Below are 14,868 nucleotides of genomic sequence, written 5' to 3'. Positions count from 1 at the left end.
CGTTTGCATATCTATCTGGTAGGAACCAACTGCAACGCAACGATAGGAGCAGAAAACAGAGAAATGAGAGGGGACATGTGATCCAATGAAAGGCTGGAAGAAGGTCACTACGGCAGGTCTTGTCACGATGATGGCAGTCACGATGGTAGGTTGCTCGAGCAATAACACCGCCGACAACAACAAATCCACAGACACCGGCTCCAAGGATGAGAAGGTCAAATTGGTTTTTGCACGCGGCAAAGACACCACCGCCGCCTCGAACCACATCGTCGAGGAATTCAACAAAACCCATCCGAACATCCAAGTCGAACTGCGCGAAATGCCGTCTGACACCGGCCAATCGCACGACCAGTACGTGACGATGTTCTCCGCCAAATCGTCCGAGATCGACGTGTTCGACCTCGACGTCATCTGGCCGGCAGAGTTTGCGCAAGCGGGCTATCTGCTGCCTCTCGACCGCTTCATTCAGCAAGACAGCATCAACATGAACGACTACATCCAAGGCGCTGTCCAAGCCGGCAACTTCAACGGCCAACAATGGACGATGCCGAAGTTTATCGATACCGGTCTGCTGTTCTACCGCACCGACCTCGTCAAAGAAGTTCCGAAGACGTGGGATGACTTGATCGCGCAAGCCAAAGCGACCAAGGGCCAAGGCGGCACCCAATTCGGCTACTTGATGCAAGCGAAGCAATACGAAGGACTCGTCTGCAACTTCGTCGAGTTCGCGGCTGCGTACGGCGGCAAGATCCTCGACGACAAAGGCCAAGTTGTCATCAACAACCCGGGCACCGTCAAAGGTCTGAAGAAGATGATCGAAGTGGTCAAATCCGACTTCGTACCGTCGAACATCACCACGTTCACCGAAACCGAATCGGCGACCGCGTTCCAAGAAGGCCAATCGGCGTTCATCCGCAACTGGCCGTACCAGTTCGCCGCGGCGAATGACACCAAGCAATCGAAGATCGCCGGCAAAGTCGCGCTCGCTCCGCTTCCGGCAGGCGACGCAGGCTCCGCGGCGACGCTCGGCGGCTGGCTGTCCGGCATCAACAAGAACTCCAAGCATCCGAAGGAAGCGTGGGAGTTCCTGAAGTACCTGACCGGCAAAGAAGGTCAAAAAATCACCGCGGTCGACGGCGGTTCCGCCCCGACCCTGCTCCCGGAATACGACGACGCCGACGTGCAAAAAGCGTCTCCGCTGTTTGCGAACAAGGACTTCGTCAACGGGATCTCCAAAGCGGTGCCGCGCCCGACTTCGCCGCAATATCCGAAGATCTCCGACATCATGCAAATCGAGATCTCCAAAGCGATCGCAGGCCAAGAGACCGCGGAAGAAGCGGTTCAAAACATGGATGCCAAGATGAAGGAAGTCGTGAAGTAAAACTAGATCCTAAACAGCCTGGGTGCTCCTCTGCGAATAACGGAGGAGCATTCATGGTATGTGGAAGTGGTGAGAGAACATGGCAAAAAGCAAACGCCGGATGTCGGAGAAACAAGCCGGCTATCTGATGGTGTTCCCTGCGCTGCTGATCATCCTCGTGATCGCGATTTGGCCGGTCGTCCGCTCGTTCTGGATCTCGCTCTACGACGTGCGGCTCAACGACCCGACCAAGTCGCAAATTCACAGCGCGTACGGGATCGATATGGAACGGTACGCCAACGGGCTGCCGCTTCTGAAGTCGAACATCGCCAACGAGAAGAAACAAGTCGAAGCCCCCGCCGCAGGAGAACTGGACGCAGTTCTGCAATCGGTTCTGGCGGTGGACAAAGAGTTGAACCAAGACCCGAAATTTACCGACCGCTACACCCAAGTGGACGACCTGCTGAACAACATGCAGCCCGTCCCGGACGACGTGAAGTTTCTCGACGCAGAGCAAGTCCAAGCGCAGAAACTCAAAGACACGCTCCAAGACGCGGAGAAAAAAGTCCTCGCGCTTTCCAACGACAAACAGCTGAAAACGGAAAACGTGCTCGGCATCGTGCGCGGGCTGGAGGGCTCGGTCATCGAGCCGAACTTCGTGGGCTTGGCGTATTACAAGCAATATCTCACCGACTCCCGGATGTGGGCGTCGCTTGGCAACACCGTGCTGTTCACCGTCCTCTCCGTCGTCTGTGAACTGGTGCTCGGACTCTGGATTGCCGTGTTGATCAACAAGCAGTTTATCGGACGCGGATTGGTGCGCGCCGCCGTCTTGATCCCGTGGGCGATCCCGACGGTCATCTCGGCGCTCATGTGGAAATTCATGTACGACGGGCAAAACGGCATCTTGGCGCACGTGTTCTGGAAGATCGGATTGATCTCCGATCCGGGCGTGCTGCTGACGACGAAGTGGGGCGCGATGTTCTCCACGATCTTCGCCGACGTGTGGAAGACCACGCCGTTCATGGCGCTGCTCCTGTTTGCGGGGCTCCAGACGATTCCGGAGTCGCTGTACGAAGCGGCGGAAGTGGACGGGGCGACGAAACGCCAGCAGTTTTTCCGCATCACGTTGCCGATGCTCAAAACCTCGATTTTGGTTGCGCTGTTGTTCCGAACTTTGGACGCGTTCCGCGTGTTCGACCTCGTGTATGTGCTGACCGGCGGCGGCCCTGCCAACTCCACGGAGACGATTTCGATCTACGCGTACAAGACGATGTTTGCTCAGATGAACTTCGGCGCGGGCTCCGCGCTGTCTGTCCTCGTCTTCCTCTGCGTCGCGCTGATCTCGATGGGCTATATCAAAATCCTCGGCGCCGATTTGATCGGCGAAAACAGCGGGAAGTAGGGGGGAAGGACGATGCAGAAAAAAGCCGGGCCGCTGTTTTACGTATTCCTGATTTTGTTCCTGTTCGCCGTCATGTTCCCGTTTCTGTGGCAGATGCTGGCTTCCTTCAAACCGCCGGGCGAGCTGTTCGGTGAGAGCGCGTTTTCCATCGCGATCAAGGAACCGACGTTCAACAACTACAACCTCGTGTTCACGGAGCGGCCGTTTGGCACGTATCTCTGGAATTCGCTGGCCGTCGCAACGCTGACCACCGTGTACGCGATCGTCGTGTCGGTGTTTGCTTCCTACGCGATCGCGTGGCTGAACTTCAAAGGCAAGACGGTGATCCTCGGCATCGTGCTCGCCGTCTCGATGTTCCCGCAGATCGCGACGATCTCGCCGATCTTCATGTTCTTGCAATCGGTGGGGCTGACGAACTCGTGGCTCGGTCTGATCATTCCGTACACGACGTTCGCCCTGCCGCTGGCGGTGTGGAACTTGACGATCTTCTTCCGCAAGTTGCCGCTCGATTTGGCGGAAGCGGCGAAGATGGACGGCGCTTCGATCTGGCAGACGCTGACCAAAGTCTTCCTGCCGCTGGCGATGCCGGGCGTGTTCACCACGGCGATCCTCGTGTTCATCGCGGCGTGGAACGAGTTCCTGTTCGCGCTGACGATCAACACGGAAGAATCGATGAAGACCGTTCCGGTCGGGATTGCGATGTTCCAAGGGCAGTTTACGATCCCGTGGGCGGAAATCTCCGCCGCTTCGATCGTCGTCACCGTGCCGCTGGTCGTCATGGTGCTGATCTTCCAACGCCGCATCGTCTCCGGGTTGACGTCCGGTGCGGTGAAAGAGTAGTTTTTTCCTTACTAGGTGTAAAAAAAGTCTCCGTTGCGCTGTGGCGTGCGGGGGCTTTTTTTGTTGGGGGAGTTTAAGCGTGTGTAAGGAAAGGAAACCTGTTAAAAGAGACAAGAATCTGAAAAAAGGAGGGACTGCCATGAGTTTGCGATTGCACACATCCCGTCGAGAGGAGACGGGCAAAGGCAGAATTCTGGCTGTGTTGATCCACGGTCTCGGCGCGCCGGAAACATGGGAGCCGTGGAAAGAGTTGCTCTTGCAAGACCCGCATTTGCGAGGTGTTGATGTCGCCCTCGCCCGTTTTGATACCGCGCATCTCGTCAACGGATTGATCGGCGGGGTGACCGGCGTGCTGCGCTTGTTTAAGCGCGAACTGAAAGTCAGTCGGGAGAACGTGACCGATATCGCGACATTGGCGGCGGAGTTGAAGTTTGAACTCGATTCGCGCGAGTACCGCGATTATGACAAAGTGGTTCTAATTGGACACAGCATGGGCGGTTTGGTCGGCATTCATTATCTGTTGCAGGAGATGGAAGCCAACGTCCCGTTGCGGGTGGGCGGCTACATCTCGCTTGCCACTCCATTTAACGGGGCTGCGTTGGCACAGTACAACAAACTGTTGGAATGGGCGAACCACAATCAGCAGATCCAAGAATTGCGTCCGAACGGCAAGTTTTTGGACGATACGATCCGATTGTGGACGAAGCATAAGGACAATTCCGCGTTGGAGAACGTGCGGTTCCGGTTCTGCTACGGGCAGACCGATGAGATCGTGGAACGTACGTCGGCGCTTCCGCACGTGGTTCACTCGTTCTGGCGGGACAGTGTCCCGTTGCCGGGCGATCACAGCGGAATACTCGACGTGGCGGACGGGGCGCAAAGCGTCGCCTACATCCGCGTGCGCGATCACATCTTGGATGTGCTCGACCAGTTGGAAGCGGTGCAAAGCCAAAGCGAGACTCCCAAGCAGTACAACGTCATCTCTCTGCTCGACTCGTTTCCCTTCCAAGCAAACCCCTGATCGTCCCATCGGAGTCCTTGGACACCGAACCGATGGGACCGCATCAGGTGTCTGATCGGGCGGAGTTGGTGGAGCAAGTTCGCCAGATGATGCGACCGCGGGTCAAGAAGCTGTTGAACGAATTGCATGATTTTTTTCAAAGCAGGACGAATTTGGTGTTGCTGGATCGCCTGATATACCGCCATATTCAAGCGGTGTATGGCTCGCCTCAACAACTGTTCGCCGTTTCGTGTTATGAGAAGGAGGCCGAACTTTGGCACAATTGGCAACGAGCGGCCCATCAACTCGGCTATAAAGTGCGGAACCATCTGCCGGTGGAACTGGACGCGTTGCGCCATGATTTGTACCTACTGCTGGTTGTGGATGCAGACCGGGTCTCGACGGAGCTTCGCAAACAGATCGAAAACAACCGTGTCGGGTTTCGCATCTACGTGCTGACCCGCGCTGATCTTCAGCATCCCGACCGTCTGTTGGAACGGCTCCCGTTTGGCAACGGGTTGCATCGTGCGGGTGCTCGATCGCCGGAAGCGTGGTTTCAAGAGGGACACTTTTTGCGGAGGTTGCAAGAAACGGTGGAGGAGCGGGCTGCGGCGAAGCTGACACCGGATTTTTTTGCAAACGGTGCAGCCGATGTGCAAGGGTTGTTGCGCTTGTTGGGAGAGCCGATGACGGGAGGTGTGGAAGATGCGCTTGCAAGCGATTGAGATCGAGGCGTTTCGCGGGTTTGGCGAGACGTTTTCGTTTTCCTTTCAAGATGCCGATGTGCTGGTGCTGTACGGACCGAACGGGCACGGCAAGACGTCTTTTTTCGATGCGATCGAGTGGGCGCTGACAGGGAAACTGTTTCGCTACGAGGAGGAAGAGACGCAGGAACGCAAGCAATACCGCTATGTCGGCAACAAGTTTCATCAAGCCCGCAACCCCCGAGTGCGCCTGGAGGCAGGCATGGAAGACGGGCAGGTCGTGGTTTTGACGCGGACGGGCACCGCCAAGCCCACTGACACGACCGACGCGGAAAAAAGCAGCTTGGTGCTGACCGTGGACGAAGTGTCTTATACAGGCGAAGAGGCGGAAGTTCAACTTCGCGACCTGTTGGTGCATCGCGGTTGGCAAGAGGTGATGACAGATGTGGGGAAGGGGCTTTTTCTGACCCATCTGTTGAGCCAAGAACGGATGAACCGGTTTCTACGCGGCATGAAGGAAAGCGAGCGGTACGAGAATGTGTCCATGGTGTTTGGGACGGAGCCTTACAACAATCGATACCGGAACTTGTTTCAAGAAGCGAAAAAGGTAATGGAACGCAGGCTGGGTGATTTGGAAGCTCAAAAGCAATCGTTGCTGGCGGAACACCGAGCGCTTCAACCGCAACTTGCGGAACTCGCTTCCTTGGTCGCGGATGTCCTTCCGGAACAGAGCCAACTTTCAGCGGTGGAAGACCTTTCTGTCGAACGAATTCACGAAGAACGGCGGGCTCTGCAACAGGAGCAAGAGAAGTTGCAGGGAGTTCAGGTCAAACTCACGCGGGCACGTCAGGCGTACAACGAGTGGCAGGAACGGAAGCCTGTCTATGAAGCGAACCTGCAAGAACTCAAACGATACCAGAGCCTTGAGGAACTCGACACCCGACTGCGAAAATTGGAATGGCTGCAACAGCGCGTGCCGGAGTATGAAAAAAACGGCAACCGCCAGGCGGAGCTGGTGCAGAACAGGGCAATACGAGAGCAGTCCGTCCAAGATTTGCGAGAAGAACAAGCGACAGCCGAACACGTCTTCAACTTGTTGAAAAAAGCAGGACTCTCGCCTGAGCCAGCCGCTCGCATCGAATGGCTCGCTCACTTGCGGAGGACGGTCGTGGACGATCTTCGCGCCGAATCGGCGTGGGCTCCATGGAAACGATTCGCGGCTCTTGTGCAAAGCATGGAGCAAGCCGCCATGCAATCGATTCAGTTGCAGAGGTTGCGGAAGCAAGCGCACTGCGGGAGGGAGGACGCGCAGTCCGCGCTGACAGCCTACCGGTCCGTGCAAGAGCAGTACAACAGGTTGCTCATCTCTTTGCGGGATCATGTCAACGGGCACCAAGATCTCCAGGCATGTCCCGCCTGCGGAACATCGGGAATCACCGCCGCGCACATCCTCGCCCATGTCCAACACCAACAGGAACAAGTAGACCCGCAGCTGATGCAATTTCAAGAGCGGTTGGATCAAGCGGCGCACCGCTTGCAAACGGTTCAAGCGGAATGGGAAGCGGCGGAGGCGTTTTTTCAAACGCAATACGGGCAGTTTGCCAAGGAACTGGAAAGTTGGCAGGCACAACTTCTGCAAAGCCAGAGCGAGATGAAACGCCAGCAACAGACGGCGAATCTTGAACAAGCGGAACTGTCCGAGTTGGAACAGTCCTTGGCCGATTTTCAACACCGCGCGCAATCCCTCGGACTTCAAGCGACAGGAGCGGATCTTGGGGAGGAAATCCAACAGCAGCTCCGGCAAACCCGTCAGCAATGGGTCGATTTGGCGGCAGAGGAACGGAACACGTGGCGCGAGTCCTGCGAATCTTGCAAGCAAACTGTCCTGCAAGCGAAAGAAATCCGCCACGCGCTGAAGGAATCCTTGCAAGCACTTGCCTTACACCCGAAGGAAGCGGAAGCGGCGTCGTTGCTGTTGGAGGGAGCCGAACAGGAGTACCAAGCCCGCCAAACCGATTTGATTTCCCGCATGATACAGGTCGATTCCCTTTTGCATCAGTTGGAAACCGTTTCTGCACTGCGTCGCTACCGGCAACTTTTGCAGCAAGAACAAGCCTTGCAAGCCCGACTCCAAGCGGTGGAATCCCGTGTTGGCGAACTGACGGAGCGAATTGAAGTGGTGAAGTCTGTGCGCAACAAAGTTCCGGAGGCTGTCGCGAAGATGAACAACGAAGTGATGGAAGGGCTGTTTTCCACGATGCGCTCGATTTTCCTGAAACTCAATTCGCACCCGTTGTTTTGCGAACTCGATCACGACACCGTGAAAAAACGCAACCTCAACCATCTGTTCCTGACCGTCTTGACAGGGGAGCAGAGCGGCGAACTTGTGGAAGCCAACCCTTCCTACATTTTCAGTTCCGCGCAAGTCAACGCGGTGGCCTTGTCGTTTTTCCTCGCGATGGCGTTGCAACAACAATGGTCGCCGTTGCAACTGATCGCGCTCGACGACCCGGTGCAGAGCATGGATGATCTCAATGTCCTGGCGTTGATCGACCTGATCCGCAACCTGTTGCAGGACCCGTCGAACACGCGCCGCCAATTCATCATCTCCACGCATGACAGCTCGTTCTATGAATGGATGCTCAAGAAGTTCCGTTTTCTGCGCGTCGGGTTTATCGAATATGAAAGCTATTCGGAAAAAGGCCCGCAGACGTACCGCGATGTCGTGCCGCCGCTCCACTCGGATTTCGACATCCGCACGGCAGCCTGGAAGTCGTGAGATAAGACACCCGCCCCCGTCGCAGGTGTCTTTTTCTCATGGACAACGCATTCCCGAAGCAGCCTCAAAAATTTTTCCTCTCCATTCGACGATTTTGTACATTTTTGGCAGGAGATCAGGGAAAAAATAAGCTATACTAGTAGATGTTGTGTTTTCGGACTTGTAAAAACAGGCTGATGGGAGTGCGTCTAGAGTATGCGAGAGAGTAAGCAGCCGTTTGTGATGGTCTTGTTTGGAGCGACGGGCGACCTTGCGAAACGCAAGTTGTTTCCCGCCCTCTACGCGTTGGTGCGCGACGGGTTGATTCATGAACAATTCGCCGTCGTCGGCGTCGGTCGTTCGGAAATGGACACCGCCGATTTTCGCCAGATGGTGCAGGAGGCGATTCGTGAAAACAGCCGCTTGTCTATCCAAGAAGGACAGCAGTGGCAAAACTTCATCAACTCCATCGACTATGTCGCCATCGATGTCACCAAATCGGATACATACGGAAAACTGAAAACCGTCGTCGACGGCCGTGAGAAACTGATGGACGGGTCGTCGAACCGCCTGTTCTACCTGTCGCTCGCTCCGGAGTTGTTCGGCACCGTGGCGACCAACCTCCGCCTCGGCGGGCTGACCCAGAACCAAGGCTGGAAACGACTGATCATCGAGAAGCCGTTTGGCAAGGACCTCGAATCCGCCCAAGCGCTCAACGAAGTGATCTCGCAATCGTTCAAGGAAGAAGAGGTCTACCGCATCGACCACTATCTCGGCAAAGAGATGGTGCAGAACATCGAAATTCTGCGCTTCACCAACATGCTCTTTGAACCGGTGTGGAACAACCGCTACATCGACAACGTGCAAATCACCGCCAGCGAAACGCTCGGCGTCGAGGACCGCGCTTCCTACTACGAACACTCCGGCGCGCTGCGCGACATGGTGCAAAACCACATGCTGCAAATGCTCATGATGGTTTGCATGGAACCGCCCTCCAAGTTCGAGACGGAAGCGATCCGCGACGAGAAAGTCAAAGTTCTGCGCTCGCTGCGCCGCTACGGAGAGGACGAAGTTTCGCAATACGTCGTCCGCGGCCAATACTCCGCCGGCCAGATGAAAAACCAACCGGTGCTCGGCTACCGCGACGAACCGAATGTGGCACCGGACTCCGACACGGAGACGTTTGTGGCGGCGAAGCTCTTCGTGAACAACTTCCGCTGGTCGGGCGTGCCGTTTTTCATCCGCACCGGCAAGCGCATGCCGAAGAAAACCACCGAAATCGTCATCCAGTTCAAAGAAGTGCCGACCCTGAACAACTTCCACCACGGCGGCAACATCGGACCGAACTTGCTCGTCATCAACATCAACCCGTCGGAAGGCATGACGCTCTATCTGAACGCCAAAAAACCCGGCACCGACGACGAAGTCGTCACGATCGCGATGGACTTCTGCAACAACTGCGAAATCGAAGGCGGCTCGCCGGAAGCGTACGAACGCCTGATCAACGACGCCATCCACGGCGACTCCACGTTCTTCACCCGCTGGGATGAAGTGTCGCTCGCGTGGAAATTCGTCGACCCGATCCGCCGCGCCTGGGACAAAAACCTCGTGCCCCTGCACGAGTACCAAGCCGGCACCTGGGGTCCGAAAGCGGTCAACTACCTGCTCTCCGAAGACAACACGCAATGGTGGTATGTCAACGAGAAGGAAGCGTTCACGCTGCCGGCGCAGATGCAGGACGGCGTTTTTTCAAGGAGGTAATCAGCCCGCATGATCCCCACCCACTACAAAGTGTTTGACGTGTCCATGCCGATCTTCAACGGCATGCCCGTCTACAAGGACAAACCGGCCAAGCAGCCGAACATCTCCGTCGTGCAGGATTTCGACACGGCAACCGCCCGCGAATCGCGTCTCGACATGGACGTGCACTGCGGAACGCACATCGACTCGCCGTTGCACATGGTGCCCGGCGGCGGCACGATGGAAGTCATTCCGGTGGAAACGCTGGTCGGCCCCTGCCGCGTGCTCGACATGACGCACGTGGAGGGCGGCATCTCCCGCGCCGACCTCGAAACCCAAAACATCCAGCAGGGCGAATTCCTGCTTTTGAAAACCAAAAACTCCGCCGAGAGCGTCTTCAACCTCGAATTTGTATATCTCGCCGTCGATGGAGCCGAATACTTGGTGGAGCGAGGCATTCGCGGCGTCGGCATCGACGCGCTGGGCATCGAACGCGCACAGACGGGCCACCCGACGCACAAAACGCTGTTCCAATCGAACATCGTAATCATGGAAGGACTGCGCCTCGCCGACGTCCAGGCGGGCGACTACTTCCTGTGCGGCGCACCGATCAAAGTGCTGGAGACGGAAGCGGCTCCGGCGCGCGTCTTGCTGTTGCAATTCAGCTAACCCCCGCTGCACCCCTGAAAAAACAGAGACAGAACACACAACGAGGAGTGACCAGAACATGAAGCTCGGACTGATCGGTCTTGGCAAGATGGGCTACAACTTGGCGCAAAACCTGCTCGACCACAACCACAGCGTCGTCGGCTACGACGTGAACGCTCAAGCGGCGAAAGAACTGCAAGGCTACAACGCGAACGCCATCCCGGCGGACAGCATCGAAGACCTCGTCCAAAAACTCGAAACGCCGCGCATCGTCTGGGTGATGGTTCCGCACAACATCGTCGACAACGTGCTGGAAACGCTGACCCCGCTGCTCTCCGAAGGCGACATCGTCATCGAAGGCGGCAACTCGCACTACAAAGAATCGGTCGAGCGCGGCGAACGCCTCGGTCAACACCGCATCTACTACTACGATGTCGGCACGTCCGGCGGCACGGAAGGCGCGCGCCACGGCGCCTGCTTCATGATCGGCGGCAACGCGGACGTGTTCCCGACGATCGAACCGCTCTTCCGCGACCTCTCCGTGGAAAAAGGCTACCTCTACGCGGGCGAAGTCGGCGCGGGCCACTTCCTCAAGATGGTGCACAACGGCATCGAGTACGGCATGATGCAAGCGATCGCCGAGGGCTTTGAAGTGCTTGAGAAGTCCAAGTACGACTACAACTACGAAGACGTCGCCCGCGTCTGGGCAAACGGCTCCGTCATCCGCTCTTGGCTGATGGACCTCACCGAGCGCGCGTTCTCCAAAGACCCGAAACTCGAAGGTCTGCGCGGCGTGATGCAGTCGTCCGGCGAAGGCAAATGGACCGTCGAAACCGCGCTGGAACTGCAAGCGAACGCGCCGGTCATCGCGATGTCGCTGTTCATGCGCTATCGTTCGCTGGAAGACGACACCTTCCACGGCAAAGTCGTCGCCGCTCTGCGCAACGAGTTCGGCGGACATGCCGTCGTCAAAAAATAATACATCGCCCAAAAAGGAACCGTCCTGCACAGACCGCGTGCGGGACGGTTGCTTTTTTTTGTCGAGAAAAATGACTTCAAAGTGCAATCGGTTTCACATAGTCTTTCTTATAAAGAGTGGAGAGGTGAGCCGATTGCAACCGAAAGTTGCGTATTTTTCTGCGGAGTTTGGCTTGAGCGAGTCCCTGCCGATCTATTCCGGAGGTCTGGGCATCTTGGCGGGCGATCATGTGAAAGCCGCCAACGATTTGGGACTTCCGCTGGTCGGGGTCGGAGTGCTGTATCGCCGGGGGTATTTTCAACAGCGCATTCAGGAGGACGGCGCGCAAGAAGCGCTGTATCCGCCGATGAACCCGGAAGAGTTGCCCGTTCAGCCGGTGCTCGATGCTTACGGGCAGCCGTTGTTCGTCGACGTGCCGATCGGCAAACGCATCGTGCACCTGCGTGTCTGGCAAGCGAATGCGGGCAACGTGCCGGTCTATCTCATGGACGCGGACAACGACCGGAACAATGATCACGACCGCCGCTTGACCGACCGCCTCTACGGAGGCGACCAAGAGACGCGCATCGCTCACGAGATCATCCTCGGCATCGGCGGCGTGCGCGTGCTGCGGGCGGTGGGGTTTGAGCCGGACGTCTGGCACATGAACGAAGGGCATGTTGCGTTTCTCGCGCTGGAGCGCATTCGCGAGTATTCGGCGGAAGGGTTTCCGTTTGAAACCGCGCTCGAAGCGGTGAAAGCGAGCACGGTGTTTACCACGCACACGCCGGTTCCGGCGGGGCACGACCAGTTCAGTTTTGAGCTGATGGACCGCTACTTGGGCGATTACTTCTGGCAACTGGGGTCGGATCGCGACAACATCCTCGGTCTCGGCCGCCACAACGACAAATTCAACATGACCCGCCTCGCCGTGCAGACCTCCTCGAAGGTCAACGGCGTATCGAAATTGCATGCGGAAGTGACCAAGGAGCTTTTTCATAAATGGAGCCCGGACATCCCGCCGCAAGACGTTCCGGTCGATGCGGTGACCAACGGCGTGCACACGGAGACGTGGCTGTCTCCGGAGCTGCGCGAGCTGTACGACCAGCATCTCGTCTACAATTGGACACGCGAAGTGGCGAACCCGGAGACGTGGACGAAAGTGGAACAGATTCCCGACGAGAAGATCTGGGAGGCACACCAAGCGGCGAAGCAGCGCATGACCGACCGGTTGTCGCTGCCGAATCTGCAAGACGTGCTGACGATCGGGTTCGCCCGCCGCTTTGCGACGTATAAGCGGGCGTATCTGCTGTTTCAAGACTTGGAGCGGCTGGAGCGGATCGTCCATCATCCGGAGCGGCCGGTTGCGTTCGTTTTTGCCGGCAAAGCGCATCCGGCTGACGGGCCGGGGCAAGACTTGATCCGGCGCATCGTGGAAGTGTCGAAGATGGAGAGCTTCCGGGGCAAGGTCTTCCTCGTGGAGAACTACGACATGAACATCGGCCGTCACTTGGTGCAGGGCGTGGACGTGTGGCTGAACACGCCCGTCAAGCCGATGGAAGCGAGCGGCACTTCCGGGATCAAAGCCGCCATCAACGGCGTGCCGAACTGCTCGGTGCTCGACGGTTGGTGGGATGAGGGGTACAACGGCGAAAACGGTTGGGGCATTGAAGGAAAAACGGACGGCGGGCGCGGTTACCAAGACTGGGTCGACGGCGAAACGCTGTACAACGTGCTGGAAGGGGAAATCGCGCCGCTGTACTACGAACGGGACGACGACGGCGTGCCCTGCGAGTGGGTCGCAGTGATGAAACACTCGATCCGCTCGATCACTCCGGAATTCAGCACAGCACGGATGGTCGGCGAGTATTGGCGCAACGCGTACGTGCCGGTGGCGGAGCGGGGCCGACGTTTTGCCGCGAATCGGCTGGAAGTGGCACAGCGGGTCGGCGCGTATAAAAAATTCGTGCGCAATTCCTGGGACAACGTGTATGTGCAAGAGATCAAACTCCAGCCGCATGAAGACGGCACACGGGTGCAAGCGAGCATCCGGCTCGGATGTATCTGGCATGCGGACGTGCGTGTGGAAGCGGTGGGGTCGGACGGACACGGCGGCATCTGGAAGTTGGAGTTGCGTCCGGTGACGGAGTTTTTGACGGGGGAGTATCTGTATGAGGGCGTGTACCCCGACCGCATGGAAGTGTGGAGGCGCTCGAACGCCAACGTGCGCGTGGTGCCGGTCTCACCGGACTTCTGCAACGAGTTCGAGTTGGAGCTGACCTGCTGGGGGACGCATTGGCGATAAGGGTTTTTTGAAAAAAGTGACGGGGCCGAGCGGGGTTCATATCCCTCTGGGCCCACCATCCACTCTGTGACGTTGTTTTGTAGAAGGTTCACGATTTCGGTAATTTGTCTACACGCTTAGACGTCCTCTCCCGGGGGAGAGGACGTCTATGGTCAGACAGGATCAATTGTAGTTGAGGGACAAGAGGTAGTAGGAAGAAGCGCTGTATCCGGAATACGAGTACACTTTCGCGTAATATGTGGCACCGGGGACGATCGGAAATTTGACCGTTTCATCGGTATTGCCGGCGTTCGTCGATATGCCGACCAGTTTGTTGTTTTGATCGTATACCATGAGGTCGTAGTCCTTGCCGCTCGGAATGTTGCTCAACGTGAACGTTGCGGTCGGCGAGGTTTGCAAAGAGCCGATCGTCAAGAAGTACCAGTCGACATCGTCAGCCGTGCTGATCGTGCCCATGCGTTGGCTGACGGAGTCAATACGTGTCGCGCTGGACATGGTGTCATTCGGTTCGCTTTCCATCTTGATGTCTTCGGTGCTGACGCTGGCGGAAGAGGCCGTCGGAACCAACATAACCGTCAAAGCCAGTGCAGAAAACAGAGTCGCAAATTTTTTCATAATGATCATCTCCTAATTCTATGATTTCCAATCTATGTAATTATTTTATGAAAATAGAAATTGGTATAACAATAGTAATTTGTTTAAAATTTTAACAGAAAATCGGGATATTTTACCTTTTTTTGCTGTTTTGGACGTTTTCATCTGTTTTTTTTTAGGAAATAGGAACTAGTTCGTTCGATTCATTTTTAAATATACCCACTGACGATCTGTCCACAAACGCCAAGCTCAATCTTCCGGCGATCGATTCGCCGGTCAAACGGAGTTTTGGAGTCATGGACCTCCGTGCCGTCGGCGATGGAAACGAGAATTTCATCGAGGCTTACCCGGCGGTTTATGACCAAATGACAAACATCGGCGGGTGTTTTAACGAGATCATGGAACGCGAAGCATTTGATGGATGATTTTTTTCGTGTCGAATGGGAGAAAGTTTCTCTTTTTCTCGTGCGGATTCGACAGGGAATGCGAGGGGAGTTGGAAATGGCTGGAGATGGGAGCGGATTCACGTGTCGAGCGCTGTCTGGTGGAGGCGGAG

Annotated in this window: 12 protein-coding genes; 11 read left to right on the top strand and 1 reads right to left on the bottom strand. The window is 56.6% G+C overall.

The features are described 5' to 3' along the window. Positions 1-85: 85 nt before the first annotated feature. From EL26_RS11450 to glgP, 10 genes are all read left to right on the top strand, one after another. Positions 86-1,381, top strand: coding sequence for an ABC transporter substrate-binding protein (locus EL26_RS11450; protein ID WP_038088538.1), 1,296 nt, complete (start codon positions 86-88; stop codon positions 1,379-1,381). A gap of 79 nt (positions 1,382-1,460) precedes the next feature. Beyond that, positions 1,461-2,765 carry a carbohydrate ABC transporter permease gene (locus tag EL26_RS11445; protein ID WP_038088535.1) on the top strand — a complete coding sequence of 435 codons (1,305 nt, stop codon included), beginning with the start codon at positions 1,461-1,463 and terminating at the stop codon, positions 2,763-2,765. A 12-nt stretch (positions 2,766-2,777) separates the two neighbouring features. Beyond that, a complete protein-coding gene (locus tag EL26_RS11440) occupies positions 2,778-3,605 on the top strand; it encodes a carbohydrate ABC transporter permease (RefSeq protein WP_038088532.1) in 828 nt (275 codons plus the stop codon). Positions 3,606-3,744: 139 nt separating this feature from the next. Further along, positions 3,745-4,626, top strand: coding sequence for an esterase/lipase family protein (locus EL26_RS11435; protein WP_038088529.1), 882 nt, complete (start codon positions 3,745-3,747; stop codon positions 4,624-4,626). A gap of 32 nt (positions 4,627-4,658) precedes the next feature. Continuing rightward, positions 4,659-5,330, top strand: a complete 672-nt coding sequence (locus EL26_RS11430; protein ID WP_152559250.1) for an ABC-three component system middle component 1 — start codon at positions 4,659-4,661, stop codon at positions 5,328-5,330. After that, positions 5,311-8,088 carry an AAA family ATPase gene (locus tag EL26_RS11425; protein ID WP_038088524.1) on the top strand — a complete coding sequence of 926 codons (2,778 nt, stop codon included), beginning with the start codon at positions 5,311-5,313 and terminating at the stop codon, positions 8,086-8,088. The genes EL26_RS11430 and EL26_RS11425 overlap by 20 nt, the downstream gene beginning before the upstream one ends. A gap of 195 nt (positions 8,089-8,283) precedes the next feature. Continuing rightward, the gene (gene zwf / locus EL26_RS11420; RefSeq protein WP_038088521.1) at positions 8,284-9,828 is read left to right on the top strand and encodes a glucose-6-phosphate dehydrogenase; all 1,545 of its coding nucleotides are present in this window, start codon (positions 8,284-8,286) and stop codon (positions 9,826-9,828) included. A gap of 9 nt (positions 9,829-9,837) precedes the next feature. Beyond that, the gene (locus tag EL26_RS11415) at positions 9,838-10,476 is read left to right on the top strand and encodes a cyclase family protein (RefSeq protein ID WP_038088518.1); all 639 of its coding nucleotides are present in this window, start codon (positions 9,838-9,840) and stop codon (positions 10,474-10,476) included. 58 nt (positions 10,477-10,534) lie between these two features. Continuing rightward, the gene (gnd, locus tag EL26_RS11410; protein ID WP_038088515.1) at positions 10,535-11,434 is read left to right on the top strand and encodes a phosphogluconate dehydrogenase (NAD(+)-dependent, decarboxylating); all 900 of its coding nucleotides are present in this window, start codon (positions 10,535-10,537) and stop codon (positions 11,432-11,434) included. Positions 11,435-11,558: 124 nt separating this feature from the next. Further along, a complete protein-coding gene (glgP, locus tag EL26_RS11405; RefSeq protein ID WP_238546098.1) occupies positions 11,559-13,718 on the top strand; it encodes an alpha-glucan family phosphorylase in 2,160 nt (719 codons plus the stop codon). 162 nt (positions 13,719-13,880) lie between these two features. Here glgP and EL26_RS11400 read toward each other — a convergent pair whose 3' ends face one another. Then, entirely contained in the window at positions 13,881-14,333 is a 453-nt protein-coding gene (locus EL26_RS11400) for a hypothetical protein (RefSeq protein WP_038088509.1), read from the bottom strand. 275 nt (positions 14,334-14,608) lie between these two features. Here EL26_RS11400 and EL26_RS26450 point away from each other — a divergent pair, with 275 nt between their 5' ends. Then, entirely contained in the window at positions 14,609-14,737 is a 129-nt protein-coding gene (locus EL26_RS26450; protein WP_274518881.1) for a hypothetical protein, read from the top strand. Positions 14,738-14,868 lie beyond the last annotated feature (131 nt).

Origin of the sequence: Tumebacillus flagellatus (genome assembly GCF_000714935.1) — a bacterium.
GTDB lineage: Bacteria > Bacillota > Bacilli > Tumebacillales > Tumebacillaceae > Tumebacillus > Tumebacillus flagellatus.
Note: the sequence above shows the minus strand (reverse complement) of the source record. Positions and strands in the feature narration are given on the sequence as shown.

Excerpts from the sequence above, each read along its gene's own strand:
- EL26_RS11450 (WP_038088538.1), top strand. The coding sequence starts at position 86 with ATGAAAGGCTGGAAGAAGGTCACTACGGCAGGTCTTGTCACGATGATG.
- EL26_RS11445 (WP_038088535.1), top strand. The coding sequence starts at position 1,461 with ATGGCAAAAAGCAAACGCCGGATGTCGGAGAAACAAGCCGGCTATCTG.
- EL26_RS11440 (WP_038088532.1), top strand. The coding sequence starts at position 2,778 with ATGCAGAAAAAAGCCGGGCCGCTGTTTTACGTATTCCTGATTTTGTTC.
- EL26_RS11435 (WP_038088529.1), top strand. The coding sequence starts at position 3,745 with ATGAGTTTGCGATTGCACACATCCCGTCGAGAGGAGACGGGCAAAGGC.
- EL26_RS11430 (WP_152559250.1), top strand. The coding sequence starts at position 4,659 with ATGGGACCGCATCAGGTGTCTGATCGGGCGGAGTTGGTGGAGCAAGTT.
- EL26_RS11425 (WP_038088524.1), top strand. The coding sequence starts at position 5,311 with ATGCGCTTGCAAGCGATTGAGATCGAGGCGTTTCGCGGGTTTGGCGAG.
- zwf (WP_038088521.1), top strand. The coding sequence starts at position 8,284 with ATGCGAGAGAGTAAGCAGCCGTTTGTGATGGTCTTGTTTGGAGCGACG.
- EL26_RS11415 (WP_038088518.1), top strand. The coding sequence starts at position 9,838 with ATGATCCCCACCCACTACAAAGTGTTTGACGTGTCCATGCCGATCTTC.
- gnd (WP_038088515.1), top strand. The coding sequence starts at position 10,535 with ATGAAGCTCGGACTGATCGGTCTTGGCAAGATGGGCTACAACTTGGCG.
- EL26_RS11400 (WP_038088509.1), bottom strand. The coding sequence starts at position 14,333 with ATGAAAAAATTTGCGACTCTGTTTTCTGCACTGGCTTTGACGGTTATG.
- EL26_RS26450 (WP_274518881.1), top strand. The coding sequence starts at position 14,609 with ATGGACCTCCGTGCCGTCGGCGATGGAAACGAGAATTTCATCGAGGCT.